The following is a 14,251-nucleotide window of genomic DNA, read 5'->3' on the forward strand; positions in this document are numbered from 1 at the left end:
GCTTTTTGTTGTTTGCTAGTCTGCAAACCCAGTCAGCGATTAATAACGTATTGCTTGCTCTGAGGTGTAAGAGGTCATTTATATTTGTCTATTTGAAAGGGTAAGAAGGTCGTAGAGCCTTTGATATGATTACTGTGAAGTCAGTTAGCATTGCTGTGAGTGGATTTGTGTTGGACAAAAGAGATCAGTAATGTGAATGTGTGAAAGCTCTATGTATGTGGTGATAGGTGTGTTGTAAAAAGCGCAATGGGTGTTGGAAGCGTAGGGTGCAATAACCGCTACTTAACGGTTATTAGTGAGCGATTATAGGCTAGCGTTTGCTAGTAGTTAAGCGGTGTTTGAGCGTGGAGGGGAGTGTGTGAAAATAGCAAAAGATAAGCAACTCTGTGGTTAGTAAACCATTCGAAGCTCTTTTGCTTTCTCATTGTTATTTTCCGTCCAGTCCGTCATTGGAGACGGTTTTGCAAAGTAATACCCTTGCAATACATGACATCCTAGAGAAATCAGTAAGTTGGCTTGCTCCTTGGTTTCAATCCCTTCAGCAATGACTTTCATGTCCAGCGATCGTGCGAGCTGAATAGTGGATTTCACAATGTCTAGATGACGTTGGTCATTCGGTAGTGGTGCGACAAAGCGGCGGTCAATTTTCAGTACTGTTGCCGGTACATCGATCAGTTGTCCCATGGTTGCTTGCCCTGTGCCAAAATCATCAATCGCAATGGTAAAGCCATACTGATGCAATGCCTTTAATCGTTTATGAATCAAGGGATTGGTCATGACGGGGCTGGTTTCGGTTATTTCCAACTCTAGTAATTCACCTAACCAGGGTTTGTCTGCGACCAATGTCATCATCAAAGCAAAAAAGGGATCACTCATCAGCTCTTGGCCTGCTAAGTTGAATGCAATTGGCGTATGAATCTTTTCTTCGTGCCATTCGGTTAGAATAGGGATTAAAGAACGTAATAAGTTTTCAGCTAATAAAGGCAGCAGGCCTAATTTCTCAGCAAGGCCGATAAATACAAAAGGTGATACAAAGTTACCATCTTCTTTTTGCCATCTAGCGAGCGCTTCAAAAGAACAGATTTGGCGACTAGGAGATACTTGAGGTTGTAACCATAAAACGATTTCGTTACGTTTGATGGCAGTGCTCAATAATAGCCCTAGTTGATGTTCTTCAATAAGTCTGTTTTCAAGTTGATTATTATAGTAAGAGAACCTATCTACACTGGTAGAGTACTCCAATGCCATTTCACAATGCTCTAATAATTCTTCGGCATTGTTACCGTCTGTTTGGTAATAGGCAATACCGATCTGGTAGTTCATGTTTAATGTTTTTCCATCCAGTTTGATCTGTTCAGGAAGGACGGATTTGATTAGTGCTGATAAATTTCGCTGCACCAAATAGGCTTGGCCTAAAGGAAGAAAACAGGCAAATTTCACCCCTCGTAAGCGACCAATAATTGTCTGATCTGACAGCTTACTTTGCAGCGTTTTTGCAAAATTTAAGATAATACGATTGGCGTTGTCTTTTCCGTATTGTTTGTTTAATAGCTTAAATTGACTGATGCGGATGATAAACATAGCACCAGTAAAATGAGCATCTTTTGTTTGGATTCTCTGGTTAGCTAAAGTACAAAAATAATGATGGTTAGCTAAGCGAGTTAACGCGTCAAAATGCACTAAACGGCTATTCGTTTCTTGTGTGCTTTCTAATGCTTGTTTCAGTGCTTTAAGATGCGAGACATCTTGTAGATGAAGCATATAGTGACCATTGTTAGTCAGTGTGGCTCTATGGACTTCAATATTAACTGTGTGGTCTTTTTTCAATGTACACTCAGCGTTACTGACCTGCCAAAAGTACTTTTCTTTTTTGTGCCCAATAGGGGTTAACCACGATTGGATGTCACTGTTTTCTATTTTGTGTGAGCTAGAAATAGACAATAACTTACGAGCGCAATGGTTGGCTTTTAATACTTTGCCGTGTTCATTGCAGAGTAATGTGGGCGTGCCAGTGTGTTCAAAAATTTCTTCAGATAGTGCATAGTTCCGATTTAATCGAACATATAAAGATTTGAGATGAGCCGTGTTCTTTTCCAGTGTAAACATGATCCTAGAAACTGCCAATGGCAGGCCAACATTGAGTGTTAAAAAGCTAAGAACCTGAAAATAAAAAGATGTAAAGGCGGGAACAAGGCCATTCCCACGCATCTCTAAACTGTGTGAGTCTGAGACGATTAAATAAAATGAGCCGATATTGGCAATACTAAGCAGTAGTGATAAGCGAAAGCCAAAAAATAGCCTTGCCATCAAAGGAAGTGAATACAAAGAAATTAAACCGTATTTTACTGCGTTTGAATCTTTCGACAGAGTCACAAGTAGCAAGCCGATGGTGGCTAAGGTACTAAGAAACAAGAAGGAAGTGACTTTGGTGTGTTTTTTACAAAAGTACAATAAGCCACAAAGGAGCGCTAAACAGGCACTATTGATCACCAAAAAGAATCCACTGTTCTTTTCAGATGAAAGGAAAAGGCTGTTTAACTCTACTCCTAGTAGTACGAGTAAAGTTAAGGTAATCAATATCCTAAGAGCACTTTGTTGAAAAGAGCTCTTGTTGTACCTATTAAGTTGGGCACTATCAACTAAGAAAAACTCTTTAAAAAAGTTAATTAACATTGATCAACTTCATCTATGAAAAAAAGAACTGAGTAAATTCAGGTATTTATAGAGGCTACCTAAAATTTTAAGTCATGACTATCTTGTTTTTCGTTATAAACGAATTATTTAGTCAAGAAATTGTCAAGAATCAAAGAGTGGTAGTATTTGATGTGAAAATGAGATGAGGAAGAAAGGCTAAATCATTGATACGTAATTCGAATGTATTGTCATATTTGCACAATATGAGACAAGCGGATGTGCTGTCTACTCATCTCATATTGTCTTGTTCTTAGCCATTACATTGATAATGGAAGTTGTTCTGCACGGCGGTTTTTAAATTATACTCGCACGCCTTTTCTCGCATTAGACCCTTACCTTCCCATGAAACGCTCATAGACTCTGGGGTTTTGCGCCCATAGCTTGGAATAAAACGATAAGCCGCAATAACATCAATACTGCTATTGGGTCCTAACTGTACACTTTCACCTATCAATCGCTGACGCGTTTCTACATTATAAAGTGTGTAATCAGTTGCGTATTCGCGTTTGCCGTTCTCATGTTCAAAGTTCAACCATATTTTGCGATAGGTTTTTGAACTCGTCGTCGGATTGTTTAAGCGTAAGCGAGTGTAAATGATTTGAGGTGTCGAAAAACTCGGTTTGGAGTTCAATGCGGATAAAGAGTTAGATACTTTAACATAGGCGCCACTTTGTGTTTGCCAAGGTGTTTTCGCGCCAAAAGAGGCATCAACAATTTCGATATTTTGTTTTTGAAATAAGCTGGATAAATAATGAGTCGCATCTTTTACCGGAGCATAGAGAGCCACTACGGCTAGTGCTCCAATAATAAGCGTGTTCATATTCTGTTTTGATTTTTTAATGGTTAAGCAAATCATATCCACAGCCTCGCCTGTTATTTATACTGTTTGTTTATACAGTACTGTATATAAAAACAGTAAATGTGTATAGCGCTTTTTGTAAAATCGTGTGATTTTTGTTCTTGTTTTCTAAATAACCTTGATAAATCAAGAGAATGAAGAAATCTTAAAATAATGTTTGATTTTATCTAATAGACTGAAAAATAAAGCATTATTGATGATTCCCACAGCCTTCTTAACGGTTTTTGTGGACAAAATAATTGCGTCATATTTCTTAAACATTTCACCAAATTTTGATATTTAATAGCAATATAAAGGCCAATCTTTATAATGCCATCAATTGAAAAAATAGAGGTTTAGTGTGGATAAGGTGGATGTGGTAATTATTGGGGCAGGGGCATCAGGTTTGATGTGCGCAGCGACAGCAGCATACCGAGGCCGACGCGTTGTGGTGTTGGATCATGCAAATAAAGCGGGCAAGAAAATCCTAATGTCAGGGGGCGGGCGTTGCAACTTCACTAATATGGATGCCGCACCCAAGCATTTTTTGTCTGACAATCCACATTTTTGTATTTCCGCGTTACGTCGTTACTCTTCTCAAGATTTTGTCGACCTTGTAGACCGACATGGTTTGGATTATGTCGAGAAAACACCTGGTCAATTGTTTTGCGAACATTCAGCAAAAGATTTGCTTGAGATTCTCATGACGGAGCTTGAATGGTCCGGCGCTGAGCTAAAACTTAATAGCAAAATTCATCACATCGAGTATCAAGAGACTCAGACCGTGATCAAAACCAACCAAGGCGATTTTGCTTGTGAATCACTGGTTATTGCGACCGGTGGCTTGTCGATTCCAACCATGGGCGCCAGTGGTTTTGGCTATGACATTGCCAAACAAGTTGGGCACAATATTCTGCCAACGCGTGCGAGCTTGGTGCCGATCACAGTGCAACCCGATCGCAAAGCACAATTAGCTGAATTATCTGGTATCGCCTGCGATATAGCTGCCAGTGCCAATGGCACAACTTTTCAAGAGCCGATGCTGTTTACCCATCGTGGCGTCAGTGGCCCTTCTATATTACAAATCACCAACTTTTGGCAACCAGGTGAAGCGTTAACGATCAATTTAGTACCTGACTTGACACTGGAAAGCCTACAATCCGTGCGTGAGAATACACCGAAGAAAAGTTTTGAAGGCTTTCTATCTAACCAGTTGCCAAAACGCTTAGTCGATCTGATGAAAGAGACATTCCCTTGGTTAAACGAACGCAGTGCACAAACCTCTAATGAACAAATTGAAAGCTTGTTCAACTACCTTGCTAACTTTGATATCGCGCCCAATGGCACAGAAGGTTACCGCACCGCCGAAGTCACACTAGGCGGCGTCAACACCAAAGAAGTGTCGTCTAAAACCTTCGAGTCTAACAAACAAAAAGGCCTGTATTTTATTGGTGAAGTGCTCGACGTAACAGGCTGGTTAGGTGGGTACAATTTTCAATGGGCATGGGCCAGCGGCTTTTGTGCAGGGCAGTATGTGTAGGGGCGTTATAGGCTATGTTTAGCATTTAGCATTTAGCATTTGGTATTCAGTTTTTTTGAAGCCATGATAAAACCAATGTGCATTATCAAAAGGTTGGTAGGGTGTCTGATGAATGACTGGTTTATGAGTAATCTTGGGGATCCTATGCTGGCAGATGAATCATTAAGCCAGATCAAGTCTTGTTTCTCTTCACAGTGTGATAGCAGCAAAAATGCGAATCACATGGCGGTGTTTTTTCGCCATGAATCGATAGGTGGGGTTCACTGTGAATTGAAGGTCTATTTTTCTCCGGCGGCGTTGAATGTAGCGAAAGTGTTTGATGCCGCTCCTTGCCAACAACCCTCTGTTAACGATTTAGGGCTATTGGCGGGCTCGGAAGAATCTTGGTTATTTCTCTTTCCTAGTTAATAGAGCCTGCCTCTTGTTAACCTTGTTAAATAGGCTTCGTCTCACACTTCTCTTAGACGGTTTTAAATTATCCTTAGTTCAAAATGGTCTTTATCTTGGTTTTAATATTCCTTTAGTTTATATATAATTTGACCTCAAATTTTAATTATCTGGAGTGCTTTCATGCGCCGATTCGTAACTTTAATGACTTTGGTGCTGTGTAGCTGGAGTGGTTTGGTATCCGCTGCTGACAAGCCCCTTGAAATTGGCTATATGCCTATTATTCCGGTGTCTCAAGCGTTTATTGTTTTGGAAAATAACACCTTGGAAAATGCAGGTGTTAGCGATCCTAAACTGTATCAGTTTCAAAATGGCCCAGCGATTGTACAAGCGCTATTGGCTGGCCAGTTAGACGTGGCTTATCTTGGCATTGGACCTGCGATGGTAGCTCGCGCAAAAGGGGCGGATATCAAAGTAGTCGCTTCTAATGTCGTTGAGCAGATCAGCATGGTTGCGTTGGGTAAATTGTCTCCTTACTTTAACAAGGGCGATGCGAAAACGGCGTTTGCTCGTTTTAAAGCAGATAATGGACGTAAAGCAGTTATCTCCACTTTCCCTAGAGGGTCTGTTCCAGAAACGGTGTTGCAGTACTGGTTACAAAAACAGTTGGGCATGAGCCGTGATGAGATCAAACAAAACATTGATATTATTTATCAAGGTGCTGCTCAAGTTCAGCAGTCTTTGATGACTGAAGCGGTGGATGGTGCAGCGATTTTAGAACCCGTGGTCAGCATTGTGCTTGATCGTAAATCCGATGCGAAAGTTGTTGCCTCTGGCTCTGGTATGTTCCCTCATCAGCCGGGTGCGGTGCTGGTTGTGCGTGAATCCTTGATTAAGGATCATCCTGAGTTGGTGAAAGCCTTAGTTAAAGCGCATATCGCAGCGACTAATGAATTGCAAAATGACCCAGAAAAAGCAGTAAAAGCGGTTGGTAAATACGTCGGTGGTGGTCGTTTGCCAGCTAAAATCATTTTGAATGCGTTGAAGAATTCACGCGATCAGTTCCAGGCCGATCCTAATGCCATTATCGATGGCACACGTGTCATGCGTGATTTTCAAGCGAGTCAGGGCACACTGAAAGCCAGTGTTGACCTTAAAACATTATTTGATGTTCGTTTCTATAACGAGCTAACTCAGGAGTAATTCCCAAACATGGCATTACAAGCTCATCCTTTAACACGCTCCCGATGGGGGCGTGCCTTATTAGGGCTTATCGGTGTGGCGGCGTTTGTCCTGCTCTGGAAATACGCACAGACAGCAGGTTGGGCCGCGGCCGGAACGATACCAGACCCATTTGGACTGCCACAAGCACTGGCCGATGAATGGGCTTCTGGCCGTTTAATGCCAGCACTTAGTTCCAGTTTAATACACTACGTATGGGGCTTAGCGATTGGTACTTTTCTTGGCTTTTTAGTAGGCACATTGGCAGCGTCTTCATCGCTGTTTGATGCGTTACAAGCTTGGTTAGCACGAATTTTACGACCGATTCCTCCATTAGCATGGGTCGTGTTTGCTATTGCTTGGTTCAAAGTAAGCCATGCAGGGGCTGCGTTTGTTATTGCGATTGGCGTATTTTGGGTGAACTACTTTGCGACTTATTCTGCAGTACGCAATGTGGATTCTAGATTTTATGAACTGGCGCGTGCTTTTGGTCAAAATGGCCATATTCGTCAGGCGTTACAAGTTACCTTACCTGGGGCAGCAACAGGGATTTTCTCTGGTATCCGAACTGGCATCGGACAAGCTTGGATGACGTTAATCGCCGCTGAGTTGTTGGGTGTTCCGGGTATGGGACAAGAAATGAATTCGGCCGCAGGCGTGGGTGCTTACGAAGTGGTTGTGGTTTACATGCTGATTATTTCTCTGGTTTACACCTTGAGCGATACCCTGTTTGGTTTGATTGAAAAGCGAGTGTTAACATGGCGTCCATCCTAAATATCGAAGGGTTGAGTTATCACTATGGTGACAATCCCAACCCTGTTTTTGCTAATTTGGATCTTCGCATGGAAGACGGTGAGTTCATCGCGGTAGTAGGTGGCTCTGGAGTTGGTAAATCGACTTTGCTGCGCTGTGTGGCAGGTCTTGCTACGGCGAGTCATGGCAGTATTTCGCTTCAAGTTGAAGAAAATGATACCCGTCGTTCTCGTGGTGTAGTGTTTCAAGATGGTCGTTTGATGCCTTGGCGTCGATTGCGCAGTAATGTGGCTTACGGTCTTAAAGGTCTTAAGCTAACGGCAGACGAGAAACGCGACCGAGTAGACGAAGTGCTAAAATTAGCTCGCCTTGAAGAGCTAGCTGAGCGCTGGCCTCATCAATTATCTGGTGGGCAAGTTCAGCGTGGCGGCATTGCCAGAGCATTGGCGGTTAAGCCTCACTTGTTACTAATGGATGAGCCGTTTAGTGCGGTAGATGCCATTACGCGTCAGCATTTGCAAGATCAGTTATTGGCAATCTGGGAACAAACGCGCAAAGCAGTAATGTTTATCACCCACGATATTGAAGAAGCAGTGTATTTAGCGGATCGAGTAGTGGTATTGTCTGGTTCACCGGCGAATGTTGTACTGGATCAGCGTATTGATCTACCTCGACCTCGTCGTCGTGGCACCGATGCGCTACAAAAAATAGCTCAAGACATCGCGAACGCACTTTAATTTTTAGAAGGACACAATCATGGCTATCACTCAATTATTGATCCACGCACCGACAGTGGATTCTCTAAAGCGAGCTCAGAATAACGCTCGTAATTTGCTTAAATTAGAATCTGATGCGCAAGTAGAAATTGTCGTCAATGGCCCTGCTGCGGCCGTCGCGGTTACCTTGACAGACGAAGACATTTTAAGCCGATTAGTGATTTGTCGTAATAGCTTACAAGCTCAAGGGCTTACCGCTCAGGCAGAGGTTAAGCAAGTCGACGCTGTGGTTCAGTACTTAGCTCATCAGCAAGCAAAAGGCTGGTCTTATATCCGCGCTTAAGTCTTTTACTCTTCTATTATCGGCAACTCGCTTCGATGAAAGTCTTAGCGAGATTTCGCTAAGACTTATCTAATTTATTCGGTTCATTCTAGTTAAATAAGCGAGCAATGAACAAACCTGTCTGCTTCTAGCTTATCCATTACGTCTGTTTTTCTAATTCACCTATTCTTGCTTCTGTTAGCTCCCTGATTTCATGGCTGAGCAGCGTCAATGCCAGAAGATTAATTTCTGTCTATCTCTTTGTCTTCTTCATCGAGTCATCCTGACTATGGATTGTCAAAACGTGCTTTTTTCTTGTGAGTCAATGAAAGGGCGTCTTTTTAGGATGGTATATAGGCTGCTGTAGAAGGATGTTTTAAGGCGTATGTATTTATTTAGAATTTTAGTTATGTTATAAAGTAACAAATTATTTATGGTGCCAAATTTTCTTATTTGTCATCGCAATAAATTCTTTAAAAACAATCACTTTTGATGAGCTCTATTGATACGGTTTCTAAGTTTACGCATGCAGCAAAAGCAACACACATTAGTTCAGGTTATCTGCTGCGTTTTATTGGTGCTGTTACTCGGCTTTATGTCGAGTGTACACGACACAGATTTAGACGAAGTCCATCACCAGCATCATCAATGTGAGTTGTTTCACTTTTCGCAGCAATGGTTGCCTGCGACTGAGTTTGTTTGGCCTGTGGTGCATTCGTCTCCGCCGCGCAGTGTTCCCTTGGTTCTTGTCTTCTTTTCCATCATCGTTTTGGTGCACCAAGCTCGAGCCCCACCGTCGTTTCGTTCTTTTTCCTAACCTTTATTAACAAGAAAATTGACCATGCTGAAACTGGCTCTTATGGGTGCCATGAGCAGGATGCGTCTGTCTATTTGATGATTAGTTTAAAAGAGAAGCCTAATGACAGAATTGTCTTATGCTGCGATTCGCCGCCGAAAAACGCGGATAAAAGCAGCATTAACTGGCGGTGTGAGTCTCATCTTATGCCTGATGTTTGTTTTATTTAGCCAAGCGACCAATAAAAACCAGAACCGCTCGAATACCTTGGCGATCAGTGGTTCGTGGGAATTCACCAGCCTTGAGCCGTCTAAGCAGGGTTATATTTATACCCGCATGAATATCCTAGAAACCTTGCTAAACGTAGACGCGAAAGGTGCCATGATTCCGGGCCTTGCGCAGGCTTGGCAAAGCAGCGCCGATGAAAAAACCTGGACTCTGACGCTACAGCCTAATGTGTTATTTCAAGATGGTTCGCCACTGAATGCCACCGCCGTTGTCAGTGCGTTACGCATTGCCCAAGGCAAGCATGGTGTGCTGAAAAAAGCGCCGATTGATGAAATACGCGTGAAGAACTCACAGCAAGTAGAGATAGTATTAAGCCAACCGCACACCGTCTTGCCAGCGTTATTGGCACATTACTCGACGGCGATTTTGGCACCAAGCGCATACAACAAAGAGGGCACAGTCACCAGTTTAATCGGCTCTGGCGCTTACTTGTTGGAGACTTTTGAGCCGCCCCATAAGCTCTCGGTAAAGGCTAACCCAACGTATTGGGGAATCAAGCCGAGCATTGAGTACGCTCAGTATCTGACTGGACACCGCGCCGAAAGCCGTATTCTGCAAGCAAAATCTGGCGAAGCCGACATCGTCTACACCCTAGACGCTGCCATGCTTGAGCAATTAAGCACGGCCGATAATGTAGAAGTTCATTCTGACGCAATCCCAAGAACCTTGCTGCTAAAGCTGAATGCAACACACCCATTTTTAGCCGCAGTCGAAGCGCGCCAAGCTCTTAGCCTAGCGATCAACCGTCCAACGATTGCCAAACAAGTGCTGCATGTATCAGAAGCCGCCAGCGATCAGATCTTCGCATCTTCTATGGGGGCTTGGTATTTAGATCAGCCACAAGAAGACTACAACCTAGAAAAAGCGGCCAATTTATTGGCTGGATTAGGTTGGCAAAAAGACGCCCAAGGTTGGTTAGTCCGAGACGGTGAACGCTTTCATTTAACCTTAACCACCTACGCAGATCGTCCAGAACTTACCACAGTGGCCACGGCGTTACAGGCGCAATGGAAACAGCTAGGCGTGGACTTAAAAGTAGATATCACCAATTCCAGCATGATTCCGTCGGGTCATGCGGACAACAGCCTAGAAGTGGCGTTAATCGCGCGAAACTTGGGCGTGATTGCCGATCCAGTGTCCTTGATCGCTAATGAATATACCCACGGTGGCGGGGATTGGGGCGCGATGAATTGGCACAACAAGGAAGTAGACCAAGCATTGGAACGACTGACTACTCAGAGCAATTCTGAGCAAGCTCAACGAGACGCTAAATTAGTGGCTACGGCTATCTATCAGGAAAAACCAGTGATTTCTATCGCCAATTACCAACAGCACAATGCCGTCAACACTCGGGTCAAAGGCTACCAATTTGACCCTTTCTTACGTGATTATTTTATTAACAAAATGGAGCTGGTCGACCATGTGGACGCTCATTAAACACCGAATTTTTCAATTGATTCTCGTCGTCTGGGGTGTCGGCACATTAACCTTCGTGTTGATGCGTAACTTACCGGGTGATATGGCGTATCGCATTGCGGCGAGTCGCTACGGTCAAGACAGCGTGGATTCTGCCGCCGCAGAAATAGTGCGCCAAGAGTTAGGATTGGACGCCAGCTGGTGGCAAAGTTACGCCCATTGGCTTACGGATTTAGTGCAATTCAACCTCGGTAAATCCTTAGTCAGTGGCTTGCCCGTGATCGACACCGTCCAGCACCAGCTGGGGCATTCGGTGTTATTGGCCTTTACCGGCGTATTATTTGCCTCCTTGATTGCCATCGCGATTGGCGTGTTGTCGGCGTTTCGCCAAGGCGCGCTTGACCACGGCTTTTTGTGGCTATCCACCTTGTTGCGCTCCATGCCTGTGTTCGTGATTGGCTTGATGCTGATCTTGATCTTCGCGGTGGCGTGGCCGATTTTGCCCGTGGCCGGTTTTGGTACTTGGCAACATTTGGTGCTACCGACCTTAGCGCTGGCGCTGAGCCTTGCCGCTGTGTCTAACCGAGTCGTGCGTAACAACACACTAAAAGTGATTCGCGCGCCGTTTTATCAATTCGCCGCGATCAAAGGCTTGTCGCCAACGCAGACCTTTATTCAGCACGGCATTCGTAATATTTCTGTGCCTGTGATTGCCTTTATCGGCATTCAATTGGTCACTGTAATCGAAGGCATAGTGATGATCGAATCCTTGTTTTCTTGGCCCGGCATTGGCCATGGTTTGGCACACGCTATTTTTGCTCGTGACATTCCGGTGATCCAAGGTTGCGCCTTGATGATGGGCATCTTGTTTGTGTTGCTCAATACCTGCGTTGACCTACTTTGCCATTGGATAGACCCACGAGGAGCCCAGTCATGATCTTGCAACTTAAAATCAACCAAAAAGTGGGTGTCGGTTTATTGCTTGGGCTGTTGCTCGTTGCCAGTTCGATTGTGCAGCTGTCGCCTTATCACATTGCCGATCAAGACTTGTCGGGGCGTTTATTGGCGCCGAGCGCTGAGCATTGGCTAGGCACAGACCACTTTGGTCGTGACATGCTAACGCGTATCGCCAGTGCGATTCAGTTGTCGTTTGTATTGAGCTTTTTCTGCGTGCTGACCTCGGCCACTTTAGGAGTCTCGCTTGGCGTGATCACCGCGTGGAAGGGCGGCCGCATGGCCCTTGGCATGGACGTGATCGTGAATATCTTATTGGCTCTGCCAGGCTTAGTCTTGGTGCTGTTGTTTGCCGCCATCGTGCCGGGCTCGTTGCTGGTGTTGTATTTGGCGATCACCTTAACCCAGTGGGTCGAGTACTTTCGTGTTTCACGGGCGATCACCAACACCATTATCAATAGTCCAGCGCGACAGTTATCGCAGATGATGGGCTTTGGTCCTTGGTATCAGTTCCGTCGTCATATTTGGCCAGAGCTCACTCATTCGATCTTAACGCTGGCGTCGTTTGGTGGAGCCAATGCGATTTTGACCATGGCGTCATTAGGCTTTGTGTACGTGGGCATTCAGCCGCCGTTGGCCGAGCTTGGCCTTATGAGTGTTGAGCTGTTTCCTTACTATGCGCAAGCGCCTTGGATACTCGTGCAGCCATTGATCGCAATAGCGACCTTGGTTTTTGGCTTTCACCTTCTAGCAGGAAATAAACATGACGGCGCTCATTAAGGTTCACGATTTAACCATACATTACCAAGGAAAATGCTTGGTCAATAAGGTCTCTTTTAGCGTTCAACAAGGCCGCCCATTAACCATTCTAGGGCAAACTGGCTCAGGCAAAACCTTGGTCGCGAAAGCCATCATGGGGTTATTGCCAAGCGTATTAGAAGCCAGTGGCACAGTCGAAGTCTTCGGTAAGCCTGTAATGGCTCAGTCGCGCTCGCCATTGTGGGGCAAAAGCATCACCATGTTGCCCCAAGAACCTTGGCATTCTCTTGACCCGCTAATGGTTAATTACCAGCAAGTCTCTGAAGTCTACGAGTCGGTGAAAGGCGAAGACGGCGAGGCGGCGTTTAATCACGCCATCGACGACTTAACGCATCTTGGGCTGAAAGGCAGTGCTTTAAAGCGCCCGACTGAATTATCTGGTGGCATGGCGCAGCGTTTGGCGATTGCCAGTGCCACAGCAGGCGGAGCCAACTTGTTGATTGCCGACGAGCCAACCAAGGGGTTAGACAGTAGCCGACGCGACGACATCATTCAGCTGTTACAACGAAGTGCCCAAGGCGGCAGCTTGTTGACCATTACCCATGACATCGATGTGGCTCAGCAATTGGGTGGCGACATCTTGGTGATTAAGGACGGCGAGATGATCGAAGCGGGCAGTGCCGAGTCTGTATTAACCAACCCACAGGCCGAGTACACCAAGGCGCTGATCTATGCGGCGCCGCAATATTGGCAAATCGAAAAGTTACGGAAGACTGAGCGTAAGGCAATTTTAAGCGTGACTGACCTCACCATTGGCCGTGGCAAAGATGCCTTGGCGTCTGGCTTGAATCTGACTTGTCATACCGGAGAGATCATTGGCGTGGTGGGCGACAGTGGTTGTGGCAAAAGCACCTTTGGTGACACGTTACTGGGCTTATTGCCGCCATTAAAAGGCGAGATCAAACCCTTGTTAGCCAACACCAAATCGCACCAATGGCTGAAGTTGTTTCAAGATCCGCCATCGAGCCTAAGCGCCCATGTGACGCTGCAAACCTTGTTGAACGACTTGGTGAAATTGCACAAGCTGGATACTCAGAAAATAGCGCCATTAATGGAAAAGCTCAATCTGCCAGAGTCGATTCTACAGCGCTCAGCAAAAGACGTATCGGGTGGGGAGCTACAGCGGTTTTCTATCCTGCGTGCGTTATTGCTTGAGCCGGTGTTTTTGTTTGCTGATGAGCCGACCTCGCGCCTAGATCCCTTTATCGCCAAAGAAATCACCGAACTGCTCATCGCCTTAGCGCGCGAGCAGGGCTGTGCCTTATTGATCGTCAGCCATGACCCAGCCTTGATCGACAAGTGCTGTGACACAGTTATTCGATTGGATCAACAAAAGCACAAAAGCGTAGCTTAGACATGTTTAAAAAAAGGCTTTAAGAAAAATCGCTTGAAGAAAAGGACTAAAAGATAGCGTTAGAAAAAGAAAAAGAAAATGGAAAAGAAAGCTTGCCGTGATGAAGAGACTTCATCACGGCAAGCTTCGTATCAGGATTAGATCACAGTAGGG

The 14,251-nt window shown here is 44.9% G+C and carries 13 protein-coding genes; 11 read left to right on the plus strand and 2 right to left on the minus strand.

Features of this window, described 5'->3' with window-relative positions:
- Positions 1 to 390: 390 nt before the first annotated feature.
- Together E0D70_RS05600 and E0D70_RS05605 are read right to left on the minus strand one after the other, a co-directional pair.
- Positions 391 to 2,577 (minus strand): bifunctional diguanylate cyclase/phosphodiesterase, encoded by a 2,187-nt coding sequence (locus E0D70_RS05600; protein WP_240536998.1) that lies wholly within the window; start codon positions 2,575 to 2,577, stop codon positions 391 to 393.
- 367 nt (positions 2,578 to 2,944) lie between these two features.
- Positions 2,945 to 3,556, minus strand: a complete 612-nt coding sequence (locus E0D70_RS05605; protein ID WP_420813327.1) for a hypothetical protein — start codon at positions 3,554 to 3,556, stop codon at positions 2,945 to 2,947.
- Positions 3,557 to 3,941: 385 nt separating this feature from the next.
- Here E0D70_RS05605 and E0D70_RS05610 point away from each other — a divergent pair, with 385 nt between their 5' ends.
- The 11 genes from E0D70_RS05610 to E0D70_RS05660 all read left to right on the plus strand — a co-directional run bounded on the left by E0D70_RS05610 (position 3,942) and on the right by E0D70_RS05660 (position 14,098).
- Entirely contained in the window at positions 3,942 to 5,072 is a 1,131-nt protein-coding gene (locus E0D70_RS05610; RefSeq protein WP_240537012.1) for a BaiN/RdsA family NAD(P)/FAD-dependent oxidoreductase, read from the plus strand.
- Between the two features lie 108 nt (positions 5,073 to 5,180).
- Positions 5,181 to 5,480, plus strand: coding sequence for a hypothetical protein (locus E0D70_RS05615; protein WP_133011299.1), 300 nt, complete (start codon positions 5,181 to 5,183; stop codon positions 5,478 to 5,480).
- Positions 5,481 to 5,642: 162 nt separating this feature from the next.
- A complete protein-coding gene (locus E0D70_RS05620; protein ID WP_133011300.1) occupies positions 5,643 to 6,662 on the plus strand; it encodes an ABC transporter substrate-binding protein in 1,020 nt (339 codons plus the stop codon).
- Between the two features lie 9 nt (positions 6,663 to 6,671).
- Complete coding sequence (locus E0D70_RS05625; protein ID WP_133011301.1) at positions 6,672 to 7,454, plus strand: ABC transporter permease; 783 nt, start codon at positions 6,672 to 6,674, stop codon at positions 7,452 to 7,454.
- Positions 7,439 to 8,170 carry an ABC transporter ATP-binding protein gene (locus E0D70_RS05630; protein ID WP_133011302.1) on the plus strand — a complete coding sequence of 244 codons (732 nt, stop codon included), beginning with the start codon at positions 7,439 to 7,441 and terminating at the stop codon, positions 8,168 to 8,170. Before E0D70_RS05625 ends, E0D70_RS05630 begins: the two co-directional genes overlap by 16 nt.
- A 19-nt stretch (positions 8,171 to 8,189) precedes the next feature.
- A complete protein-coding gene (locus E0D70_RS05635; protein WP_133011303.1) occupies positions 8,190 to 8,492 on the plus strand; it encodes a DsrE family protein in 303 nt (100 codons plus the stop codon).
- 505 nt (positions 8,493 to 8,997) lie between these two features.
- Positions 8,998 to 9,288, plus strand: coding sequence for a DUF2607 family protein (locus tag E0D70_RS05640; protein WP_133011304.1), 291 nt, complete (start codon positions 8,998 to 9,000; stop codon positions 9,286 to 9,288).
- Positions 9,289 to 9,390: 102 nt separating this feature from the next.
- Entirely contained in the window at positions 9,391 to 10,992 is a 1,602-nt protein-coding gene (locus E0D70_RS05645) for an ABC transporter substrate-binding protein (protein ID WP_133011305.1), read from the plus strand.
- Positions 10,976 to 11,908 (plus strand): ABC transporter permease, encoded by a 933-nt coding sequence (locus tag E0D70_RS05650; RefSeq protein ID WP_133011306.1) that lies wholly within the window; start codon positions 10,976 to 10,978, stop codon positions 11,906 to 11,908. Before E0D70_RS05645 ends, E0D70_RS05650 begins: the two co-directional genes overlap by 17 nt.
- Positions 11,905 to 12,705 carry an ABC transporter permease gene (locus tag E0D70_RS05655; RefSeq protein ID WP_133011307.1) on the plus strand — a complete coding sequence of 267 codons (801 nt, stop codon included), beginning with the start codon at positions 11,905 to 11,907 and terminating at the stop codon, positions 12,703 to 12,705. Before E0D70_RS05650 ends, E0D70_RS05655 begins: the two co-directional genes overlap by 4 nt.
- Complete coding sequence (locus E0D70_RS05660; protein WP_133011308.1) at positions 12,689 to 14,098, plus strand: ABC transporter ATP-binding protein; 1,410 nt, start codon at positions 12,689 to 12,691, stop codon at positions 14,096 to 14,098. The genes E0D70_RS05655 and E0D70_RS05660 overlap by 17 nt, the downstream gene beginning before the upstream one ends.
- The last annotated feature ends 153 nt before the right edge of the window (positions 14,099 to 14,251 follow it).

The sequence above is a fragment of the Marinomonas flavescens genome, assembly GCF_004352835.1.
Classification (GTDB): Bacteria; Pseudomonadota; Gammaproteobacteria; order Pseudomonadales; family Marinomonadaceae; genus Marinomonas; species Marinomonas flavescens.

What these genes read in the sequence shown, in the direction of transcription:
- E0D70_RS05610 (WP_240537012.1), top strand. Translation starts at nt 3,942, where the DNA reads ATGTGCGCAGCGACAGCAGCATACCGAGGCCGACGCGTTGTGGTGTTG.
- E0D70_RS05615 (WP_133011299.1), top strand. Translation starts at nt 5,181, where the DNA reads ATGAATGACTGGTTTATGAGTAATCTTGGGGATCCTATGCTGGCAGAT.
- E0D70_RS05620 (WP_133011300.1), top strand. Translation starts at nt 5,643, where the DNA reads ATGCGCCGATTCGTAACTTTAATGACTTTGGTGCTGTGTAGCTGGAGT.
- E0D70_RS05625 (WP_133011301.1), top strand. Translation starts at nt 6,672, where the DNA reads ATGGCATTACAAGCTCATCCTTTAACACGCTCCCGATGGGGGCGTGCC.
- E0D70_RS05630 (WP_133011302.1), top strand. Translation starts at nt 7,439, where the DNA reads ATGGCGTCCATCCTAAATATCGAAGGGTTGAGTTATCACTATGGTGAC.
- E0D70_RS05635 (WP_133011303.1), top strand. Translation starts at nt 8,190, where the DNA reads ATGGCTATCACTCAATTATTGATCCACGCACCGACAGTGGATTCTCTA.
- E0D70_RS05640 (WP_133011304.1), top strand. Translation starts at nt 8,998, where the DNA reads ATGCAGCAAAAGCAACACACATTAGTTCAGGTTATCTGCTGCGTTTTA.
- E0D70_RS05645 (WP_133011305.1), top strand. Translation starts at nt 9,391, where the DNA reads ATGACAGAATTGTCTTATGCTGCGATTCGCCGCCGAAAAACGCGGATA.
- E0D70_RS05650 (WP_133011306.1), top strand. Translation starts at nt 10,976, where the DNA reads ATGTGGACGCTCATTAAACACCGAATTTTTCAATTGATTCTCGTCGTC.
- E0D70_RS05655 (WP_133011307.1), top strand. Translation starts at nt 11,905, where the DNA reads ATGATCTTGCAACTTAAAATCAACCAAAAAGTGGGTGTCGGTTTATTG.
- E0D70_RS05660 (WP_133011308.1), top strand. Translation starts at nt 12,689, where the DNA reads ATGACGGCGCTCATTAAGGTTCACGATTTAACCATACATTACCAAGGA.